The 19,885-nt window shown below is 64.4% G+C and carries 18 protein-coding genes and 1 tRNA gene; all 19 read left to right on the forward strand.

Going from position 1 to position 19,885, the window contains the following annotated elements; all coding sequences use genetic code 11:
* Positions 1-5 precede the first annotated feature (5 nt).
* The 19 genes from D0T21_RS23530 to D0T21_RS23615 all read left to right on the forward strand — a co-directional run bounded on the left by D0T21_RS23530 (position 6) and on the right by D0T21_RS23615 (position 19,857).
* Positions 6-860 carry an enoyl-CoA hydratase family protein gene (locus D0T21_RS23530; protein ID WP_116992940.1) on the forward strand — a complete coding sequence of 285 codons (855 nt, stop codon included), beginning with the start codon at positions 6-8 and terminating at the stop codon, positions 858-860.
* Positions 860-2,029, forward strand: coding sequence for an acyl-CoA dehydrogenase family protein (locus D0T21_RS23535; protein ID WP_116992941.1), 1,170 nt, complete (start codon positions 860-862; stop codon positions 2,027-2,029). Before D0T21_RS23530 ends, D0T21_RS23535 begins: the two co-directional genes overlap by 1 nt.
* Positions 2,029-2,418, forward strand: coding sequence for a RidA family protein (locus tag D0T21_RS23540; RefSeq protein ID WP_116992942.1), 390 nt, complete (start codon positions 2,029-2,031; stop codon positions 2,416-2,418). The genes D0T21_RS23535 and D0T21_RS23540 overlap by 1 nt, the downstream gene beginning before the upstream one ends.
* Positions 2,419-2,539: 121 nt before the next feature.
* A complete protein-coding gene (locus D0T21_RS23545; RefSeq protein WP_116992943.1) occupies positions 2,540-3,253 on the forward strand; it encodes a PEP_CTERM-anchored TLD domain-containing protein in 714 nt (237 codons plus the stop codon).
* A 66-nt stretch (positions 3,254-3,319) separates the two neighbouring features.
* A tRNA-Arg gene (locus tag D0T21_RS23550) sits at positions 3,320-3,394 on the forward strand.
* A 139-nt stretch (positions 3,395-3,533) separates the two neighbouring features.
* A complete protein-coding gene (locus tag D0T21_RS23555) occupies positions 3,534-5,441 on the forward strand; it encodes an ATP-binding cassette domain-containing protein (RefSeq protein ID WP_116992944.1) in 1,908 nt (635 codons plus the stop codon).
* Positions 5,442-5,593: 152 nt separating this feature from the next.
* Positions 5,594-6,256 carry a CAAX prenyl protease-related protein gene (locus D0T21_RS23560; protein WP_116992945.1) on the forward strand — a complete coding sequence of 221 codons (663 nt, stop codon included), beginning with the start codon at positions 5,594-5,596 and terminating at the stop codon, positions 6,254-6,256.
* 46 nt (positions 6,257-6,302) lie between these two features.
* Positions 6,303-7,559: an XrtB/PEP-CTERM-associated polysaccharide biosynthesis outer membrane protein EpsL gene (gene epsL, locus D0T21_RS23565; RefSeq protein ID WP_229211616.1), complete on the forward strand. Its 1,257-nt coding sequence runs from the start codon at positions 6,303-6,305 to the stop codon at positions 7,557-7,559.
* Positions 7,560-7,567: 8 nt separating this feature from the next.
* Entirely contained in the window at positions 7,568-8,950 is a 1,383-nt protein-coding gene (locus D0T21_RS23570; RefSeq protein WP_116992947.1) for an undecaprenyl-phosphate glucose phosphotransferase, read from the forward strand.
* Positions 8,951-9,204: 254 nt separating this feature from the next.
* The gene (locus D0T21_RS23575; RefSeq protein WP_116992948.1) at positions 9,205-10,173 is read left to right on the forward strand and encodes an EpsD family peptidyl-prolyl cis-trans isomerase; all 969 of its coding nucleotides are present in this window, start codon (positions 9,205-9,207) and stop codon (positions 10,171-10,173) included.
* 45 nt (positions 10,174-10,218) lie between these two features.
* A complete protein-coding gene (gene epsE, locus D0T21_RS23580) occupies positions 10,219-11,007 on the forward strand; it encodes a polysaccharide export protein EpsE (RefSeq protein ID WP_116992949.1) in 789 nt (262 codons plus the stop codon).
* Positions 11,008-11,069: 62 nt separating this feature from the next.
* Complete coding sequence (gene epsF / locus D0T21_RS23585) at positions 11,070-12,479, forward strand: chain length determinant protein EpsF (protein ID WP_116992950.1); 1,410 nt, start codon at positions 11,070-11,072, stop codon at positions 12,477-12,479.
* A 14-nt stretch (positions 12,480-12,493) separates the two neighbouring features.
* Positions 12,494-13,366 (forward strand): chain length determinant protein tyrosine kinase EpsG, encoded by an 873-nt coding sequence (gene epsG / locus D0T21_RS23590; RefSeq protein ID WP_116993072.1) that lies wholly within the window; start codon positions 12,494-12,496, stop codon positions 13,364-13,366.
* Positions 13,366-14,250 (forward strand): exosortase B, encoded by an 885-nt coding sequence (gene xrtB, locus D0T21_RS23595; protein WP_199538590.1) that lies wholly within the window; start codon positions 13,366-13,368, stop codon positions 14,248-14,250. The genes epsG and xrtB overlap by 1 nt, the downstream gene beginning before the upstream one ends.
* Entirely contained in the window at positions 14,247-14,930 is a 684-nt protein-coding gene (epsI, locus tag D0T21_RS23600) for an exosortase-associated protein EpsI, B-type (RefSeq protein WP_116992951.1), read from the forward strand. Before xrtB ends, epsI begins: the two co-directional genes overlap by 4 nt.
* Before the next feature lie 95 nt (positions 14,931-15,025).
* Positions 15,026-16,630, forward strand: a complete 1,605-nt coding sequence (locus D0T21_RS23605; protein ID WP_147328163.1) for a hypothetical protein — start codon at positions 15,026-15,028, stop codon at positions 16,628-16,630.
* Complete coding sequence (locus D0T21_RS32090; RefSeq protein WP_158568043.1) at positions 16,627-17,895, forward strand: lipopolysaccharide biosynthesis protein; 1,269 nt, start codon at positions 16,627-16,629, stop codon at positions 17,893-17,895. Before D0T21_RS23605 ends, D0T21_RS32090 begins: the two co-directional genes overlap by 4 nt.
* Positions 17,892-18,626, forward strand: a complete 735-nt coding sequence (locus tag D0T21_RS32095) for a glycosyltransferase family 32 protein (protein WP_158568044.1) — start codon at positions 17,892-17,894, stop codon at positions 18,624-18,626. Before D0T21_RS32090 ends, D0T21_RS32095 begins: the two co-directional genes overlap by 4 nt.
* Positions 18,627-18,663: 37 nt before the next feature.
* Complete coding sequence (locus tag D0T21_RS23615; protein ID WP_116992953.1) at positions 18,664-19,857, forward strand: acyltransferase; 1,194 nt, start codon at positions 18,664-18,666, stop codon at positions 19,855-19,857.
* The last annotated feature ends 28 nt before the right edge of the window (positions 19,858-19,885 follow it).

The following is a 19,885-nucleotide window of genomic DNA, read 5'->3' on the forward strand; positions in this document are numbered from 1 at the left end:
CCACCATGCGATATCTTCCCGGCGAAGCCCAGCAACTACCAGGCAACCGCGCCGCGCTGGCCGATTACCAGGCCAGCCATTTTCTGTTTGAAGTCAGCGGCGGCGTCGCCACGCTGACGCTGAATCGTCCCGAGCGTAAAAATCCGCTGACCTTCGACTCCTACGCCGAGCTGCGCGACCTGTTCCGCGCGCTGGCCTATGCGGACGACGTCAAGGCCGTGGTCATCACCGGCGCCGGCGAAAACTTCTGCTCCGGCGGCGACGTGCACGACATCATCGGCCCGCTGACCAAGCTGGATATGCCCGGCCTGCTGGCGTTCACGCGCATGACGGGCGACCTGGTGAAAGCCATCCGCGCCTGTCCTCAGCCCATCGTGGCGGCGGTCGACGGCATCTGCGCCGGCGCCGGCGCGATCCTGGCACTGGCCTCGGACATCCGCCTCGGCACCGCGCGCAGCAAGACCGCCTTCCTGTTCACGCGGGTGGGCCTGGCCGGCTGCGACATGGGCGCCTGCGCCTTGCTGCCGCGCGTGATCGGGCAGGGCCGCGCGGCCGAGCTGCTGTACACCGGACGTTCGATGTCCGGCGCGGAGGCCGAACGCTGGGGCTACTTCAACAGCCTGCAGGAACCGGAAGCGCTGCTGGCCGCCGCGCGCGCGTTCGCGCAAGGCCTGGCCGACGGCCCGACCTTCGCCCACGGCATGACCAAGAAGATGCTGCAGCAGGAGTGGAATATGGGCGTCGACGAGGCCATCGAGGCGGAAGCGCAGGCGCAGGCGATCTGCATGGCGACCAACGATTTTCACCGCGCCTACCACGCCTTCGTGGCCAAGCAAAAACCTGAATTCGAAGGCGACTGATGAGCGATAAAACCTATCTGGAATGGCCGTTCTTCGAGCCGCGCCATGCTGTGCTGGAGCGCGAGCTCGATGCCTGGGCCGCGCAGCACATCGCCCAGCATCACGAGACCGACGTCGATGCCGCCTGCCGCCGGCTGGTGCGCCAGCTGGGTGACGCCGGCTGGCTCCAGCACGCGATCGCCGGCGCGGCGGGCGAGAGCATCGATACCCGCGCCATCTGCCTGATCCGCGAAACGCTGGCGCGCCACAATGGCCTGGCCGATTTCGCCTTCGCCATGCAGGGCCTGGGTTCGGGCGCCATCAGCCTGCACGGCACGCCGGCCCAGCGCGAGGCGTACCTGCCGCGGGTGGCGCGCGGCGAGGCGATTGCCGCCTTCGCGCTGTCCGAGCCGCAGGCCGGCTCCGACGTCGCCGCCATGCAGTGCGCGGCGGTCCAGGATCAGCAAGGTGGCCACTATGTGCTCAACGGCGAGAAGACCTGGATATCCAACGGCGGCATCGCCGATTTCTACGTGGTGTTCGCCCGCACCGGTGAACAGCCGGGCGCGCGCGGCATCAGCGCCTTCATCGTCGATGCCGATACGCCGGGTTTCGAGATCGCCGAGCGCATCCAGGTGATCGCCCCGCATCCGCTGGCGCGGCTGGTGTTCCGCGATTGCCGCGTACCGGCCACGCAGCGCATCGGCGTTGCGGGGCAGGGCTTCAAGGTGGCGATGTCCACGCTGGACCTGTTCCGCACCTCGGTGGCGGCGGCGGCGCTGGGCTTCGCGCGGCGCGCGCTGGACGAGGCGCTGGCGCACGCCATGCAGCGCAAGATGTTCGGCCAGATGCTGTCGGACTTCCAGATGACGCAGGCGAAGCTGGCGCAGATGGCGACCGGCATCGACGCCGCCGCGCTGCTGACCTACCGCGCCGCCTGGCAGCGCGACCAGGGCCGCAATGTGACCAAGGAGGCGGCGATGGCCAAGCTGACCGCCACCGAAACGGCGCAACAGGTGATCGACGCCGCGCTGCAGATGTTCGGCGGCCTGGGCGTGGTCAGCGAGCAGCCGGTCGAACGGCTGTACCGCGAGATCCGCGCGCTGCGCATCTACGAGGGCGCCACCGAAGTACAGCAACTGATCATCGCGCGCGAACTGCTGCGCGCGGCAAACACCAAGGAACAATGATGGAATTTCTTCAACCGCCGGGATGGGCGCGGCCGCGTGGCTATTCGAACGGCGTGGCCGCCAGCGGGCGCACGGTGTGCGTCAGCGGCATGATAGGGTGGGACGGGCAGGGCGTGTTCCACACCGACGACTTCGCCGGCCAGGTGCGCCAGGCGCTGCGCAACGCGGTCGAGGTGCTGGCCGAGGCCGGCGCGCGGCCCGAGCACATCGTGCGCATGACCTGGTATGTGCTGGACAAAAAGGAGTACGTCGGCGCCTACAAGGAGGTCGGCGCGGCCTATCGCGAGATCATCGGCCTGCATTTCCCGGCCATGACGGCGGTGCAGGTGGCCGGGCTGGTCGAGGACCGGGCGCGGGTGGAAATCGAGGTGACCGCCGTAGTGCCGTAATGTATTAGGAAATGCACAAAATAAATTAAAAAGCACCAAAAATAAAGCCTCGCGATGATTTGTGCTATATTTAACAATCACATAGTACAAGATTTTAATTTATACATCTGCCGAGGAAATCATGGGGAAATACATCAATCGCAGTGTCCTGGCCGCGCTGGCGATGGCATCGGTGGGCTTGAGCACGTCGGCTCATGCCGATACCTCATTGCTCAATGCAAGCGACAAGGCACAATTGGCTGCCTGGCTGGGCCAGGGCCAGATCAAGTTGACCAGCATCTATACCAAGGGCGCGGGCGACACGTCGGCGAATTTCCATGCAGCGGTTGATGGCAAGGGCCGTACCTTCGCCGTGATGGAGGCGCACAACGCCAGTGGGCAGACCTGGCTGGTCGGTGGCTATAACCCGCAAAGCTGGTCGGTCAAGGGCGACTACAATGTGACGGTGCCGCAGGCTGACCGCACGGCCTTCCTGTTTAATCTGACGAGTGGCGTGATGCACCTGCAGACCCCGAAGAATTACGCGCTCGACAGCGTCGGCTCCTATCAGACCTACAACGACATCCATTACGGGCCGACGTTTGGCTACGGTAATGATTTGTATGTCGGCGCCGATCTGACCCATGGCGAATCGCTGATGTATTCCTATGTCGACGATACCGGTTCCAATGCCTATACCAGTTTGCTGGACGGCTCGCACTATGTGCGCGCCAACGTGACCTACGGCGCGATGCAGGTGTACAGCATCACCGCCGTGCCCGAACCGGGTTCCGCGGCGATGCTGCTGGCCGGCCTGGCCGGGATCGCGCTGGTTCGTCGTCGCCGGCGTGCTTGAACAGGACAGGGCATTGCCCCTGTTCTTGCCATTTGTTAGCCTGTACAATGGCGCTGCGTTAAGCGTGTCGCCATAGTTCAACGGATAGAACAGGTTCCTCCTAAGAATCAGATACAGGTTCGATTCCTGTTGGCGACACCAGTCGTGCGGCGTTTTGCGCCGGCCCGCCCGTACAAATATCGTACGGACGCGGCGACAGTCGGTACAATACCGGCTTCTTTCATCTCAGCGGCCGTGGCGCGTTTTCAAACTGCGCACTGCCGGTACCGGCGTATCCATTATGGCAGTCATCTCCCTTTCTTCCGCGCAACTGGCGTTTGGCCACGTCGCGCTCCTCGATCATGCAGAGTTTTCCCTGGAAACGGGGGAGCGCGTCGGCCTGATCGGTCGCAACGGCACCGGCAAGTCGTCCTTGCTGAAAATTATTTCCGGCCGCTTCAAGCTCGACGACGGCTTGCTGGTCATGCAGCAGGGGCTGAAAATCGCCTATGTGGAGCAGGAGCCGGTGTTCGATCCGGAAATGAGCGTGTTCGACGCCGTGGCCTCCGGCATGGGCGACCTGCAGGACTTGCTGAAGGAATACGATGCGCTGACCGGCCAGTTTGGCCAGGGCGATGACGACGCGGTCATGGAGCGCATGCACGACATCCAGGTCAAGCTGGATGCGGCCGATGCCTGGAGCCTGCAGAACAAGGTGGAGGCCACGCTGGACCGCCTCAATCTGGGCGGCGGCATGCTGATGAAGCAGTTGTCGGGCGGTATGCAAAAGCGGGTCGCGCTGGCGCGCGCGCTGGTGTCGGCGCCGGACGTCTTGCTGCTCGACGAGCCCACCAACCACCTGGACTTCACTTCGATCCAGTGGCTGGAAGGCTTGCTGCGCGACTACAAGGGCAGCGTGCTGTTCATTACCCACGACCGCTCCTTCCTCGACAACGTGGCCACCCGCATCATCGAGCTCGATCGCGGCAAGCTGCTGTCGTACCCGGGCAACTTCTCGGCCTACCAGACCCGCAAGGCGGAGCAGCTGGAGATCGAGGAAGTGGAAAACGCCAAGTTCGACAAATTCCTGGCGCAGGAGGAAGTCTGGATACGCAAGGGCGTCAAGGCGCGCCGGGTGCGCGACGAGGGCCGCGTGCGCCGCCTGGAAGCCTTGCGCGCCCAGCGCAGCGTGCGCCGCGACCAGCAGGGGCAGGTCAGGCTGGACGTGACGTCGGGCGAACGCTCGGGCAAGATCGTGGCCGACATGGAAAATGTCTGCAAGGCCTACGGCGACAAGGTCATCGTCAACAACTTCAGTGCCACCATCCTGCGCGGCGACAAGGTTGGCCTGATCGGCGCCAACGGCGCCGGCAAGACCACGCTGCTGAAGATGATACTGGGCGAGGACGCGGCCGACAGCGGTAGCGTCAAGCTGGGCACCAAGCTGCAAGTGGCGTATTTCGACCAGATGCGCGCCCAGCTGAACGAGGAAGCCAACCTGATGGAAACCATCGCCCCGGGCAGCGACTGGGTCGAGGTCAATGGCCAGCGCAAGCATGTGATGAGCTATCTGGGCGATTTCCTGTTCGCCCCGGAGCGCGCGCGGTCGCCGGTCAAGTCGCTGTCGGGCGGCGAACGCAACCGCCTGCTGCTGGCGCGCCTGTTCGCCAAGCCGGCCAACTGCCTGGTGCTCGACGAACCAACCAACGACCTCGACATCGACACCCTGGAACTGCTCGAAGAGTTGTTGGAGGACTATGAAGGCACGGTATTCCTGGTCAGCCACGACCGCACCTTCCTCGACAACGTGGTGACCCAGGTCATCGTGGCCGAGGGGGCGGGGCAGTGGCGCGAGTTTGTCGGCGGCTACAGCGACTGGGAGCGCGTGCGCTCGGTGACGCCGCCGGCCGCGCCGGCCAAGGTCGCGAAGGCCGAGGCGCCGGCCGCCGTCAGCAGCATGGCGGCCCCGGCGGCCAAGCAGAAAAAACTCAGCTTCAAGGAGCAGCGTGAGCTGGAAGAATTGCCCAAGCAGATAGCCGCGCTGGAGGATGAACAAAGCGCGCTGAACCTGCAACTGTCGGATCCTGACTTCTACAAGAAGAACGCGGCCGAGGCCAAGCGCGTCAACGCCCGCATCGCCGCCATCGAGGAGGAATTGCTGGTGGCGCTGGAGCGCTGGGAGGCGATCGAGTCCGGAAAAGTGGGCTAAATTTTCGGAAACGATTGCAATAGCGTCTACAAAAGTGACGTAATTTATTGTAGTATGTGCACTGTTTCGAGCGCCTTCGGGCGCTCGTTGCGTTCTCTGCCCCCGAAACGCCGACAGGAGCTGTATGACTGCAACCGCTGTAGCGAGGCTCGATGCCTAATCAGGACGCCCTGGCGCGCATCCTGCCGTTTGCCGCCTACATTTCCTTTGTTCTGATTGCTGATGTGCTGCAGCGGCTGGGTGTGACGGCCGACACGCTGCGCTGGCTGTACCCGGTCAAAATCGCGGTGGTGCTGGCATTGCTGCTCTGGTATCGGCGGCGCTACGTCGAGCTGGCCTGGCGTCCGCTGGGCGGCGCGCTGCTGGCGCTGACGCTGGCCGTGGGCGTGGTGGTGCTGGTGTTGTGGGTGAACCTCGATGCCGCCTGGATGCAGGTGGGAAATTCAACAGGATACGATCCGCGCACCGGTGGTGCGCTAAACTGGTGGCTGGTGGCCGTGCGCATCGCCGGCGCGGCCCTGGTGGTGCCGGTGATGGAGGAGTTGTTCTGGCGCTCCTACCTGATGCGCTGGCTGGCGTCGCCGGCGTTCCTGGCCGTGCCGCCGTCCGCCGTGCGCGCTTTCCCGCTGGTGGCCAGCGCCTGCCTGTTTGGCGTCGAACATAGCCTGTGGCTGGCCGGCATTGTGGCCGGTCTCGCCTACGGCGGCTTGTATGTCCGCAGCGGCCGGTTGTGGGCGCCGGTGCTGGCGCATGCCGTGACCAACGCCCTGCTGGGCGCCTGGATTATTGTGACCGGCAGCTGGAGTTACTGGTAATATCGAGTGCTGGCTGTTTTGACATCCTTTCAAAAGACGAATAACAATGTTGAGTTTCCCGCGAAAATACCTGAGCAAATCATGGCCCGCCGCCTCCCTGTGGGACGTTCGTCATCCGCGCTGCCGCAGTGTGGGATTGCTGGTCGGCGTGCTGGCGAGTGGCTCGGCGTGGGCCGACCTGAGCGACACTCTGCATCCGTTCGCCTCGCTGGGTTACAGCTACGACGACAATCTGTTGCGGTTGCCGGACGACGCGCCCGGCTTTGAAGGTCCCCGCAGCGACACCATCCGCCAGCTGCAGGCCGGCCTGTCGTTCGAGCGGCCGGTGGGCCGCCAGGTGTTCAGCGGCCAGGCGCGGACCTCGCGCGTGACCTTCGATCACTATCAGACGCTGAATTACAACGGCAAGGACCTGTCGGCCGCGTGGCAATGGCATTTCCTGGAAAATCTGGACGGACACCTGGGCGGCAGCTATTCCCAGACCTTGACGCCGTTCACCGACTTCCACTCCAGCGACCGCAATCTGCGCATCCAGCGCCATGAATACGTCGACGCCAACTGGCGTCCGCTGGCGCGCTGGCAGGTGCACGGCGCTTTTAATCGCGACAAGTTCTCCTACGACCTGGCGGTGCAGCGCTACAACGATCGCACCGAGGACGTGGCCGAAGTGGGCGGCGACTACCTTGCCGCCAGCGGCAGCCGGATCGGCCTGGTGGCGCGCAATCTGAAGGGCAAGTACGACAACCTGCGCACCAGCGGCACCCAGACGCTCGACGTCGGCTATACGCAGAAGGAAATCAAGGCCAGCATTTACTGGTATATCAGCGGCGTGACCCAGGTCCAGGTGCTGGCCGGCGTGGCGCGGCGCGAGCACAACTACTTTGCCGATCGCGACACCAGCGGCCTGGATGGCCGCGTCACGGCGTTCTGGAATGCCACCGGCAAGCTGCGCTTTACCGCCGCCGGCTGGCGCGAATTCTCGGCGGTCGAGAGCGCGCTGCTCAACAGCAGCCAGAACAAGGGCGCCAGCCTGAACGCCACCTGGGTCGCGACCGCCAAGCTGCAGGTCGACGGCTCGGTGCAGCGCGAGCGGCGCATGTTCAACACCGTCGGCGGCCTGGTGCTGCCGTTCGATGCCTCCGACAGCGGCAGCAAGGCCAGCCTCGGCATGACCTATACGCCCCTGAAGTCGGTGCAATTGTCGGCCAGCGTGTTCAACGAACGGCGCACCGGCAATGCCTATCTCGGTAACAGCAGCTACCGTGCCAATGGTGCGTCGATCAGTGCAACCGCACAGTTTTAAAGCCAGCCATGACTGTCAATGATATTCCGATGATCTCGTTTTTTCAGCGCGTGCTCGACCCGCTGATTATCATGGGGGCCCTGTATCTGTTCTCGATGCTGTACGGGGTGCCGTTTACCGGGTACTCGCTGGTGCTGATGGTGCTGGCCTTCTTCGTCTCCTCGGCGGTGTACCAGCATGTCGACCCCTACCGCACCTGGCGCGGCGGCCGCATGCTGGCCTATTCGCGCGACATCGTGGTCGGCTGGGCGGTCACCGCGCTGATCCTGATCTTCCTGGGCTCGGTCAGCGGCCTGTCCCATCACTATGACGTCGCGGTGGTCGTGTCGTGGTTCGTCGCCGCCCCGTTCTTCCTGCTGGCCAGCCACCTGGTGGCGCGCAAGTTCGGGTCCGACCCGAGCAACGCCAGCGAGGTGCGCTCGGTGATTATCGTCGGCGCCAACGATGTCGGCTTGAAGTTCTCGCGCGCCATCGACCGCCACCCGAACCTGTTCATGCAGATGCTGGGCTTTTTCGACGACCGCACCGAAGACCGCTGGCCGGCCGAGATGGGCTGGCCCATGCTGGGCCGCATGGGCGACATCGCCGCCTACGTGCGCGAGCATCATGTCAAGATGATCTTCATCAGCCAGCCGATCTCGGCCCAGCCGCGCATCCGCAAGCTGCTCGACGAGCTGCAGGACACCACCGCGTCGGTGTATTTCCTGCCGGATATTTATGTGTTCGACCTGATGCAGGCCCGCTTCGACAACGTCGGCGGCATGCCGGTGATCGCCATCTGCGAGACGCCGTTCACCGGGATTAACAGCATGATCAAGCGCATCAGCGATATCGTGCTGGCGCTGGTGATCCAGATCGGCCTGCTGCCGGTGATGCTGGTGATCGCCCTGACGATCAAGCTGACCTCGCCGGGACCGGTGATTTTCCGGCAGCGCCGCTATGGCCTGTATGGCGAGGAAATCGTGGTCTACAAATTCCGCTCGATGACGGTGGCCGAGGATGGCGCCACCGTGGTGCAGGCCACCAAGGGCGATCAGAGGGTGACCAGGGTGGGCGCTTTCCTGCGCCGCAGCTCGCTCGATGAGTTGCCGCAGTTCATAAACGTGCTGCAGGGCCGCATGAGCATCGTCGGTCCGCGCCCGCACGCCGTGGCGCACAACGAGCAGTACCGCAAGCTGATCAAGGGCTATATGCTGCGCCACAAGGCCAAGCCCGGCATTACCGGCTGGGCGCAGGTGAATGGCCTGCGCGGCGAGACGGAGACCCTGGACAAGATGGAGGCGCGCATCCGCTACGACCTCGACTACCTGCGGACCTGGTCGCTGTGGCTGGACTTGTGGATCATCCTGCGCACGGTCAAGGTGGTGCTAAAACGCGACAACGCCCATTGAGGCCGGCGCCGCGCGCGCGGCCTTCCTACAGTGTTGCTGCATTGCGGCATGTTGCTCTAGAATCCACAGTGTGATTATTTAGGCAAACTTGGTGTTAAGCTGTTTCTAACGATACAATTGGCTTTGTAATATTGACAATCCATGGTGCCGGTTGCATACTCTTCGGGCAATGCCGTCCGGCGACCGGCGGACACAGCTGTCCTTTCTTATGATCTCAAGGAATTATTTTGAACACTTCTGATATGGCGACATTGATGGCAAACAAGAAGCGAGTTAGCGGCAAGGGCGTGCTTTGCTCGGGCCTGATCGTGGTGACAGCCTTGGCGCTGGGCGCCTGCGGCAACAAGGAGAAAAAGCCGGGACAGTCGCTGGTCAGCGTCAACGGTGAAGAAATCACGGTACTGCAGCTGAACGAAGAATTGCAACGCGCCGGCGTGCAGCCGGCCCAGCAGGAAGCGGCCCGCAAGCAGTTGCTGGAATCGCTGATCGACCGTCAATTGTTGCAGAGCGAAGCAGCCAAGGACAAGACCGACCGCGATCCCAAGGTGGTGCAGTCGATCGAGCGCGCCAAGGCCCTGATCGTGGCGCAGGCCTATATCCAGAAGCGCGTCGGCAACGTCGCCAAGCCGACCGTCGCCGAAGCGGAAGCCTATTATAAAGACCATCCGCTGCTGTTCAGCCAGCGCAAGCAGCTGGACATGCGGCAGTTGGTGATCGCCAGCAAGGACATGGATGCCACCCTGAAGAGCGCCATCGACAACGTCAAGACGCTGGACGACGCGGCCGCATGGATGGATGCGCACCAGGTGCGCTATGCCCGCACCCAGCTGCAGCGCTCGACCACGGACTTGCCGACGGAGCTGGCGACCAAGCTGCTGGCCATGCCCAAAGGCCAGTTGTTCATCATTACCGAAGGCGAGCGCAGCCTGCTGAACGCGATCGGCGACGTCAAGGAAGCCCCGGTGTCGCTCGAGGTCGCGACGCCGCAGATCCAGCAGTTCTTGTACAACAAGAAAACCAAGGAAGCGGCGGACGCGGAAATCGCCCGCCTGCGGGCTGCGGCCAAGATCGAGTACCTGAACAAGGCCGATGCCGATGCCGCCGCCAAGGCCAAGCCTGCCGCCGCCGCGGCGCCGGCAGCCAGCGCGCCGGCAGCCAGCGCCCCTGCGCCGGCAGCGGCCGCCGACGCGGTCAACGAACGCGGCGCGGCCGGACTGAAGTAATCGATTATTCGTGTATAGAACATAAATCAAACAGGATCTGAAACCATGAAAAAATTTGCGCGCTGGATTATCGCTAGTCTGCTGGCGTTCACCATGCTGGGAGCCGCCGCGGCGGATGTGTTGCTGGGACCGGGCGATGTCCTCAAAATCTCGGTCTACGGCAACCCTGACCTGGGCCTGGAAACCCGCGTCAGCGAAACCGGCGCCATCACCTTCCCGCTGCTGGGCCAGGTCGAGGTGGGTGGCCAGACGGTCGCCGGCGCCGAGAAGAAGCTGGCCGGCCTGCTCGAGAGCGGCGGCTATGTGCGCAAGGCGCAGGTCAACATCATCGTCACGGTCATCCAGAGCCAGCAGGTTTCGGTGCTGGGCCAGGTCAACCGTCCCGGCCGCTATCCGGTCGAAGGCAAGCGTAGCCTGATGGACATGCTGGCGATGGCCGGCGGCGTGGCGGCGGACGGCGGCGATACCGTCAGCCTGATCCGCAAACGCAATGGCGTGGTCACCAAGGATGTCATCGATGTCATCCAGATGGTGCGCAGCGGCGAACTGGGCCAGGACTTCGAACTGGCCGGCAACGACGTCATCTACGTCGAGCGCGCACCGCGCTTCTACATCTACGGCGAAGTGCAGCGTCCCGGCATGTTCCGCCTGGAGCGCACCATGACGGTGGTGCAGGCGCTGTCGGCCGGCGGCGGCCTGACCCCGCGCGGCACCGAACGCGGCATGCTGATCAAGCGTCGCGACGCCCAGGGCAAGGTGCAGCTGATCGACGCCAAGCAGGACGACCTGCTGCAAACCGATGATGTTGTGTATGTAAAGGAAAGCTGGTTCTAAACCGGCCGGTATTGTACGATCGCCACGGCGCTCGTTCCCCTATGATGACTTGAAGGTTCAACATGAATTTCCACCAATTCTTTCTGGTTCTGCGTGCGCGGAAATGGATATTACTCATTACACTCTTGCTGACCGTCGGCGTGACCCTGGTCGTGAGTCTGTTGTTGCCCAAGACATATAAGGGTACGGCCACGCTGCTGATGAACTACAAGGGCGTGGACCCGGTGACCGGCCTGACCATGCCGGGGCAGTTGCTGCCCGGCTACATGGCGACCCAGATCGACATCATCACCAGCAAGAACGTGGCGCTGCGCGTGGTCGACCAGCTCAAGCTGGCCCAGAGCCCGGCCGTGGTGCAACAGTTCAACGAAGCCACCGAAGGCGTCGGCAGCGTGCGCGACTGGCTGGCCGACCTGCTGCTGGCCAAGCTGGAAATCGTGCCGGCCCGTGAAAGCAGCGTGGTCGACCTCAGTTTCAAGGGCAGCGATCCGCAGTTCGTCGCCGCCGTCGCCAACGCCTTCGCCGAGGAATACCAGCGTGCCAGCATCCAGCTGAAGGTCGACCCGATGAAGAAGGCCACGATCTATTTCAGCGAACAGACCAAGCTGCTGCGCGACAGCCTGGAAACGGCGCAAAGCCGGCTGTCGAAGTACCAGCAGGAGCACGGCATCGTCAGCGTGGACAACCGGCTGGACGTGGAATCGAACCGCCTGAACGACTTGTCGGCGCAGCTGGTGGCGGCGCAGGGGCAGGCGATGGAAGCGGCGTCGCGCCGCACCATGGCGCAGGGCAGCGGCGGTGCGGAATCGCCCGACGTGGCCTCCAATCCGCTGGTGCAAAACCTCAAGCTGACGCTGGCGACGTCGGAGTCGAAACTGGCCGAGATGGGCCAGCGCCTGGGCAAGAATCACCCGCAATATGAAAGCCTGCGCGCCGAGATCGAGCGCATGCGCGCCGAACTCAATGAAAGCACCCGCCTGACCAGCAATTCGGTCAGCAACAACGCCGGCATCCTGCACCAGCGCGAAGGCGCCATCCAGGCGGCGCTGTCGGCGCAGAAGATCAAGGTGCTGGAGCTCAACCGCACCCGCGACGAAATGAACGTGCTGCAGAAAGATGTGGAAAACGCCCAGCGCGCCTTCGACCTGAGCGCCCAGCGCTTTGCCCAGACCCGCATCGAAGGCCAGTCGGAACAGTCGGATATCTCGTTGCTCAATCCGGCGGTGGCGCCGATCAAGCCGTCGGGCCCGAAGGTGGTGCTGAACACCGTGCTGGCCTTGTTCCTGGGCGGGCTGTTGGGCGTCGGCTTCTCGCTGCTGGCCGAAATGCTGGACCGCCGCGTCCGTTCCGAAGCGGACTTGAGCGAACTGCTGCAATTGCCGGTGCTGGGGACGATCGAGTGGAACGCTCCCAGCCGCAAGCGCCTGGGCCGTTTCTCGTCCCTCGTGCCCCGTAGCCTGCGTATCAATTGAGTATGGAAAATAACATGAATTCAGGATTGCAAAAACTCGCCGCCGCACCGCAGCGCGGCGCCGACTCCAGCATCGGCGGACTGCTGCTGGAATCCGGCAAGATCAGCCCCGAGAACGCCGAACGCGTGCTGCGCATGCAAAAGGAACTGGGGATACGTTTCGGCGAGGCGGCCCAGCGCCTGGGCCTGGTGACCGAGGCCGACATCCAGCAGGTGCTGGCGCGCCAGTTCGACTATCCCTACCTGCAGCAAGGGCAGGGCAAGTACTCGGACAAGCTGATCGCCGCCTATCAACCGTTCAGCCCGCAGATCGAGACGCTGCGCGCGGTGCGCAGCCAGCTGATGCTGCGCTGGGTGGCGCGCGGCCGCAAATCGCTGGTGATCGCGGGCGTCCACAGCGGCGAGGGCGCCAGCCTGTTCGCGGCCAACCTGGCCGTGGTGTTCTCGCAACTGGGCGAACAGACCCTGCTGGTCGACGCCAACCTGCGCACGCCGAGCCAGCACACGGTGTTCGGCCTGACCGAGCGGCAGGGCCTGTCGGACATGCTGGCCGGCCGCGCCAACGGCGACGCCATCACCAAGATCGAGTCGTTCGTGGACTTGTCGGTGCTGGGCGCCGGCACGCTGCCGCCCAATCCGCAGGAGCTGCTCAGCCGTCCGGCGTTCGGCACCCTCAGCGCCGAGCTTGAATCGCATTACGACGTGGTGCTGTACGACGTTCCGGCCAGCGCGGTCGGCTCCGACGCGCTGGCCATCGCCGCGCGCCTGGGCGGCGTGCTGCTGGTGGCGCGCCGCAACCACACGCCGGTGGCGGACATCAACGCCCTGGCCGAGAAGATGCTGCACAGCGGCGCCGAAGTAATCGGCTCGGTCCTGGTGGACTTCTAATGATGTCGATGACGCGCCCGCGCCCCATCACGGCGGACCTGCTGCAGGAATGGCTGCTGCTGGTGGTCGGCTTCCTGGTCCTGTATGTGCCGTCGTTCTACACCTTGTTTACCGGCGTGTGGATGTCGGAGGAGCAGGCGCACGGGCCGATCATCCTGGGCTTGTCGCTGTGGCTGTTGTGGCGCCAGCGCGACGAGGTGATGCGGGTGGCGGTGCGTCAGCACACCTCGTATGTCGGCTGGAGCGTTTTCGTGTTCGGCCTGCTGATGTATATCGCCGGCCGTTCGCAGCAGATCCTGGCGTTTGAGATCGGCTCCTTCGTGCTGATCACCGGCGCCATCCTGCTCATCAAGCTGGGGCCGGCCGCCATGCGCCTGGTGTGGTTCCCGTTTTTCTTCATGCTGTTCATGATACCGCTGCCGAGCGCGGTCGTGACCACGCTGACCCTGCCGATGAAGATGGCGGTGTCCTATGTCTGCGAGCACCTGCTGTTCTGGGCCGGCTATCCGATCGCGCGCACCGGCGTGATCCTGCAGATCGGCCAGTATCAGCTGCTGGTGGCCGACGCCTGCGCCGGGCTGCAAACCCTGCTGACCCTGGAAGCGCTGGGACTGTTCTATCTGAACGTGGTGCGGCATACCTCGGCCTTCCGCAACTTCGCGCTGGCCGCGCTGATCATCCCGATTTCGTTTACCGCCAACGTGACCCGGGTCGCCGCGCTGACCTTGATCACCTATTATTTCGGCGACGCCGCCGGCCAGGGCTTCCTGCACGGCTTTGCCGGCATGGTGCTGTTCATCAGCGCGCTGACCCTGATCCTGAGCATCGATTCGCTGCTGCAATGGGTGGTGCGGCTGCGCCAGGCACAAGGAGGTAAGGCATGAACCGTAGCAAGATCGCCGGCTGTGTGATGGGGGCGCTGATGTTGCTGGGCGCCTGGTGCACCCAGGCCGTGACGCCGACCATCCGCGTGGCCGATACCCGGCCCCGCATCGTGCTCGACACCGCCATTCCCAAGCAATTCGCCGACTGGCGCGAGGATGTCGATCAGATCGCCGCCGTGGTCAATCCCTCCACCCAGGCCGAGCTGACCAAGATCTACGCCGAGACCCTGTCGCGCACCTATGTCAACCAGGCGGGCCAGCGCGTCATGCTGTCGATCGCCTACGGCACCGAACAGCGCGACAATCTGTCGGTGCACTTCCCCGAGGGTTGCTACGGCGGGCAGGGCTTCGCGGTCGGCCCCACCAGCAAGATCGCCTTGAAGACCCTGGCCGGCGACATCGCCTCCTCGCGCATGGTGGCGACCCTGAACAACCGCGTCGAACCGATCACCTACTGGGTGGTCGTCGGCGACCAGGCCGTGCCCAACTCCTGGGAGCTGAAGAAGGTGAAGCTGGCGTACGCCTTGAAGGGCATGATCCCGGACGCCACGCTGATGCGGGTGTCGAGCATCACCGCCGACAGCGACGAAGGCTATTTGTTGCAGCAACAATTCGTCAATTCCTTGCTGGCGGCCTTGCCGCCTAATTTGCGTCAGCACTTCGCCGGGGTGCTCCACTAGAGCTGGCGCGCAGCGCCGGCCCAAGCAGCCTGCCGCGCGCGGCAGGCTTTTGTTTCGACTTACTGAGAGCGGGGTCCGCCCCGCTTGGATTCAACATGAGCGTTTTCTCACACAAATCTCCGTTCAGCATGCGGCCCTTGCCCCAGGTCCGTGCGGCGCTGCGCCGCGGCCGTTCCCGGCTGCCCAGCCTGACGGCCGTGGTGGCCGCCGCCGCGCTGCTGCTGACGGCGGTGTTTGTCGGCCTGGTGGTGGCGCTGGGCGTGCCGCAGTTCACCATCGTGCTGGCAGGCGTGCTGATCTTTATCCCGGTGCTGTTGTTCGTCAACACGGCCAACCTCATGCCGGTCATGTTCGTGGCGGTGTTCTTCGTCTCCGGCATGGCGCAGTACTTCTTCAGCCTGCGCCTGGCCACCTGGATGGCCAGCGGCCTGAGCGCACTGTTTTTTGTGCGCGCGGTGCTGGAGGTGATGCTGAGCTCGCGGCGTCCCGCGGCCGAGCGGGGCGAGCCGCAGCACGCCTTGATCGTTCCCCTGTGCGCCAGCGTGTACCTGCTGTTCTATTTCTTCAGCCTGGCGCTGGGGCATTCGACGCTGGCGCAGACGGTGTCGGTGCTGCGTTTCTGCCTGCCGATGTTCGGCGTGTTGTTCGCGATGTACTGGTTTAAATGGAGCCCGCGCCGCCTGCACCTGCTGTGGATACTGATCGTCTGGATCACGCTGGCCCAGTTGCCGGTGACGCTGTACCAGCATTTCTTCAAGATGAACGCGCTGGGCTGGGATGGCGTGGTGGGCTCCTTCGGCGGCAACATGAGTCCGGTGCTGGTGCTGTTCAGCGTGGCCGCCATGCTGTATCTGCTGGCGCGCTGGTCGCGCGGACTGACGCCCTGGTGGCAGGTGGCGGCGGTGTTTGTCGTCGGCATCGCCGTGGTCTTGCTGGGCGAGGTCAAGGCGGTGTTCATCTGGCTGCCGATCGGCGTGTTCTGGGTGCTGCGCCGCAAGGTGCTGAGGAATTTCGCCGCCTTCATCGTCTTCAGCGCCCTGATGATGGCCTTCCTGGCCGGCACCTTCGCGGTCTATCACGCCCTGTACTGGGGCCAGCATACCAAGACCGACACCATGGAGGAAAAGCTCAACAGCATGGGCGGCTATGTGGTGGACCCGAACGGCATCAACTATGTGACCGGCGAGATCAGCCGCGGCGCCTCGCTGGCGCTGTGGTACCGCGATCCCGTGCCCAGCGTGCAGGAGCGGCTGATCGGCTATGGCCCGGGCGCCAGCCTGACCAGCCAGTCGACCGGCCGCGGCGTCGTCGCCGCGCGCTACCGCCGGCTCGACATCGGCGCCACCGGCATGGCCTCGCTGCTGTGGGACGTGGGCATCCTGGGCGCGCTGCTGTTCGCCTCGATCTTCGGCTCGGGCTTTCTGGTGGGCTGGCGCTACGTGAAGAACAGCGGCGCGGAGGCCGACGGCGCCGCGCTGGCGATGGTCGACACCGCGACCGCCATGATGTTGCTGGCCTTGTCGACGCTCATTTATAACAAGACGCTGATCGACGAGCCGACCGCCCAGCTGCTGGCGTATTTCTGCCTGGGCTGCATCGTCCAGTGCGCCCGTTACCTGCCTGTGCCGGCGCCCGCCGCGCCCGTGCCCCGCGCGCCCAAGCGGGCCGGCGCGGGTGGCCGGATGAAGATCGCTTCATGAGTGAGCCGGCAAGGGCGTTTCGCGAGCTGGTCAAGAATAGTTCGATCATGTTCCTGCTCAATGTGGCGGGAGCGGGGGTCAGCGTGATCACCATCCCGGTCATGCTGGCCATCGCCGGCGTGGATGCCTACGGGCATCTGGTGCTGGTGCAGTCGATCGCCCTGACCGTGTTTACCGTGTGCGGCTTCCAGTATTGGCAAGGCATGCTGGTGGCGTTGCCGGGACATCGGCTCAGCCCGGCGCGCCTGCGCGCCGAGGTGGTGCGCAGCCTGCGCTTCGAGACGCTGGCGGTGGCGGCGGTGGCGGCGGCGATGGCGGTGCTGGCCTGGTGGGGGCCGGAACAGATCAAGGAATTCAGCGCGCTCAACCTGATGCTGCTGGCGCTGTCGGCCGTGTTCCCGGTGATCGGCACGCACACCGCCTATTTCCGGCTGGTCAATCGATACAATGTGCTGCTGGTGGCCGGCTTCCTGGCCAATCTGCTCAAGCTGCTGGTGCTGTTCGTGGTGTCGCACTACCAGCCGACCCTGGGCAATATGGTGCTGGCCTACACCTTGCCGGAACTGGCGCGCTGCACACTGTTGTTCAGCATCATCTTCGCCAGCGAGCGCGGCTTGCCGGGCGAGCTGGAGGCCGAGACCCTGACGCCGCAGCGCCTGGCGGAAGTGGGGAAATGGAGCACGCTGCAGGCCATTTGCGAACTGCCCGTGGCACAATTGGATCGCTTGATCATCGGCTTTTCATTGCCGGGATACACGCTCGGCGTGTTCAGCATCCTGAAGCGGATCTATGGCCTGGTCAATCTCGCCACGGCGCCGTTTTATTCGACCTCGATCCCGGAGTTTGCGCGCCACGTCAACCGCGGCGACCTGGCGGGGGCGTACGCGCTGTGGGGCAAGACCATGCGCATGCTGTTCGCCGTCACGGCGCTGGCGGGCGGCCTGTGCTACCTGACCAAGTTTATCTGGATGCCCTTGCTGTTTCCGGTGCTGCGCGACTACGTGCCGGAGTTCCTGGTGGTGCTGGTGACGGCGGTGGTGGCCGGCACCTTCGTGACCACCCATGCGTTTTACTGGGGCATGGGCAAGCTGCGCCAGACCACCATCATTTCGGTGGGCTCGAATTTGCTCTACCTGGCCGAGTTATGGCTGTTGACGCTGTATTTTGGTTTGCTGGGCGCGGTCTCGGCCTTTTTAATCCATGTGCTGTTTGTGGCCATGGTCAAGATAATCCTGTTGCGTCGTCTGCGGGCGAAAAATTTATGATCCCGAAAACTATCCATTACTGTTGGTTCGGCGGCGGCGAGATGAGCGTGCTGCACCGCCGTTGCGTCGAATCCTGGAAGAAGCACTGTCCCGACTACGAATTGAAGTTGTGGACCGAGCACAATGCCGACCTCGATAACGATTACTGCCGCGAAGCCATCATCCAGCGCAAATGGGCGTTTGTCGCCGACTGGGTGCGCTTCGACGTGCTGCACCGCGAGGGCGGCATCTACCTGGACACCGATCTTGAACTGGTGCGCTCGCTCGACCCCATCCTGGCCTACGACGGCACGGTGCTGGCGCGCGAGGCGGCCGACGTCATCGGCACGGCCTTCCTGGCGTGCGAGGCGGGCAGCGAGGTCATGGCGCGCGCGCGCGCGCTGATCCTGGACGACTTGTGCGCCCAGCACTTGTTCGCCACCTCGCCGGTCATCGTCAAGCAGGCCGTCGAGCTGGGCGGCGGCGCCGGCAGCACCGTCTTGAACGCCAAGACCTTTTTTCCGTTCAATCCCCACGACCAGAGCAACCCGCTCAACGCGCGCCAGCTGATGTTCAGCGATATCACGCCGGAAACGATCGGCATCCACCAGTATGCGCTGAAGGCTTCGTGGGTGGACGGCCGCTGGAAACGCCTGCTGTTCAAGGTGCTTCAGCGCCTGGCCTTGCAACCGCGCTGGGATATCTCGTTTACGCCGTTCCAGCGCGCGGCCGGCGCCGCGAAAGCATCCTAACCGACGCGCTCCGCAGCGAGCTCCGCCCCTTATCCACATGAATCCTGTCAGCTTCCTCCCCGTAATCGCCTGCCTGGCCCTGGCCTTGCTGACGACCTACGCCATTACCCGCCGCTACGGCGCGCCGCCGCTGTCCGGGCGCTACGCGTCGATCGACGGCTTGCGGGGCTATCTGGCGTTCCTGGTGTTTTTGCACCACGCCTGCATCTGGTATTTCTATCTGCGCAGCGGCAGCTGGGCCAAGCCGCCGTCCTACTTCTACACCAACTTCGGCCAGGGCGGGGTCGCGCTGTTCTTCATGATCACCGCCTTTCTGTTCTACGCCAAGCTGCTCGCCAGCCGCGAGCGCGGGGTGGACTGGACCAGGCTGTACCTGTCCCGGCTGCTGCGGCTGACGCCGCTCTACCTGTTCGCCATGGCGCTGATGCTGACCATCGTGGCGGTGCTGTCGGGCGGCCGGCCCGGCGAGCCGTGGCCGCAGTTGCTGCAGCACCTGCTGCAGTGGCTGTCGTTTACGGCGCTGGGCGCGCCGGACCTCAACGGCGTGCGCGACACGGCGGTGATCGTCGCCGGCGTCACCTGGTCGCTGCCGTATGAATGGCTGTTTTACCTGAGCCTGCCGGTGCTGGCGCTGCCGCTGCGCATCGCCGTGCCGCGTCCCTATCTGCTGGTCAGCGCGGCACTGCTGCTGCTGCTGGTCGCCGCCGTGGTGCTCAAGCGGCCGCCGCCGCATCACCTGTTCGCCTTTGTGGCCGGCATGGTGGCGGCGGTGCTGGTGCAATACCCGGGATTCCGCCGTTTCGCCGACGGCCCGGCGGCGGCGGTGTTGACCGCCGCGGCGCTGGGCGTCGCCATCTTTTTATTCCCGTCGGCGCATGACGCGCTGGCCTTGCTGGCGCTGGCCGTGGCGTTCGCGCTGATCGCCGGCGGCTGCCGGCTGTTCGGCAGCCTGACGTGGAGCGTGTCGCGCACCTTTGGCGAGTTCGCGTACAGCCTCTACCTGCTGCACGGGATCTTCCTGTTTGTCATCTTCAACTTTGTCCTCGGCCCGGCCCAGGCCCAGGACCTGAGCCCGCTGCAGCATTGGGCGGTGGTCGCGGCCGCGACCCCGGCCTTGATCGCGGCCTGCTACCTGAGCTTCCGTTTCATCGAGCAACCGGCGATGCTGCGCGTGCCGGCGCTGCACGCCTGGCTGAGCCGGTCGCCGGCGCCCTCCAACATGCCGCGCTGAGACGCACCGCGCGGCGCTCCCTGACTGA

The sequence above is a fragment of the Duganella sp. BJB476 genome (assembly GCF_003416895.1).
Taxonomy (GTDB): domain Bacteria; phylum Pseudomonadota; class Gammaproteobacteria; order Burkholderiales; family Burkholderiaceae_D; genus Rugamonas.

What these genes read in the sequence shown, in the direction of transcription:
- D0T21_RS23530 (WP_116992940.1), top strand. Translation starts at nt 6, where the DNA reads ATGCGATATCTTCCCGGCGAAGCCCAGCAACTACCAGGCAACCGCGCC.
- D0T21_RS23535 (WP_116992941.1), top strand. Translation starts at nt 860, where the DNA reads ATGAGCGATAAAACCTATCTGGAATGGCCGTTCTTCGAGCCGCGCCAT.
- D0T21_RS23540 (WP_116992942.1), top strand. Translation starts at nt 2,029, where the DNA reads ATGGAATTTCTTCAACCGCCGGGATGGGCGCGGCCGCGTGGCTATTCG.
- D0T21_RS23545 (WP_116992943.1), top strand. Translation starts at nt 2,540, where the DNA reads ATGGGGAAATACATCAATCGCAGTGTCCTGGCCGCGCTGGCGATGGCA.
- D0T21_RS23555 (WP_116992944.1), top strand. Translation starts at nt 3,534, where the DNA reads ATGGCAGTCATCTCCCTTTCTTCCGCGCAACTGGCGTTTGGCCACGTC.
- D0T21_RS23560 (WP_116992945.1), top strand. Translation starts at nt 5,594, where the DNA reads ATGCCTAATCAGGACGCCCTGGCGCGCATCCTGCCGTTTGCCGCCTAC.
- epsL (WP_229211616.1), top strand. Translation starts at nt 6,303, where the DNA reads ATGTTGAGTTTCCCGCGAAAATACCTGAGCAAATCATGGCCCGCCGCC.
- D0T21_RS23570 (WP_116992947.1), top strand. Translation starts at nt 7,568, where the DNA reads ATGACTGTCAATGATATTCCGATGATCTCGTTTTTTCAGCGCGTGCTC.
- D0T21_RS23575 (WP_116992948.1), top strand. Translation starts at nt 9,205, where the DNA reads ATGGCAAACAAGAAGCGAGTTAGCGGCAAGGGCGTGCTTTGCTCGGGC.
- epsE (WP_116992949.1), top strand. Translation starts at nt 10,219, where the DNA reads ATGAAAAAATTTGCGCGCTGGATTATCGCTAGTCTGCTGGCGTTCACC.
- epsF (WP_116992950.1), top strand. Translation starts at nt 11,070, where the DNA reads ATGAATTTCCACCAATTCTTTCTGGTTCTGCGTGCGCGGAAATGGATA.
- epsG (WP_116993072.1), top strand. Translation starts at nt 12,494, where the DNA reads ATGAATTCAGGATTGCAAAAACTCGCCGCCGCACCGCAGCGCGGCGCC.
- xrtB (WP_199538590.1), top strand. Translation starts at nt 13,366, where the DNA reads ATGATGTCGATGACGCGCCCGCGCCCCATCACGGCGGACCTGCTGCAG.
- epsI (WP_116992951.1), top strand. Translation starts at nt 14,247, where the DNA reads ATGAACCGTAGCAAGATCGCCGGCTGTGTGATGGGGGCGCTGATGTTG.
- D0T21_RS23605 (WP_147328163.1), top strand. Translation starts at nt 15,026, where the DNA reads ATGAGCGTTTTCTCACACAAATCTCCGTTCAGCATGCGGCCCTTGCCC.
- D0T21_RS32090 (WP_158568043.1), top strand. Translation starts at nt 16,627, where the DNA reads ATGAGTGAGCCGGCAAGGGCGTTTCGCGAGCTGGTCAAGAATAGTTCG.
- D0T21_RS32095 (WP_158568044.1), top strand. Translation starts at nt 17,892, where the DNA reads ATGATCCCGAAAACTATCCATTACTGTTGGTTCGGCGGCGGCGAGATG.
- D0T21_RS23615 (WP_116992953.1), top strand. Translation starts at nt 18,664, where the DNA reads ATGAATCCTGTCAGCTTCCTCCCCGTAATCGCCTGCCTGGCCCTGGCC.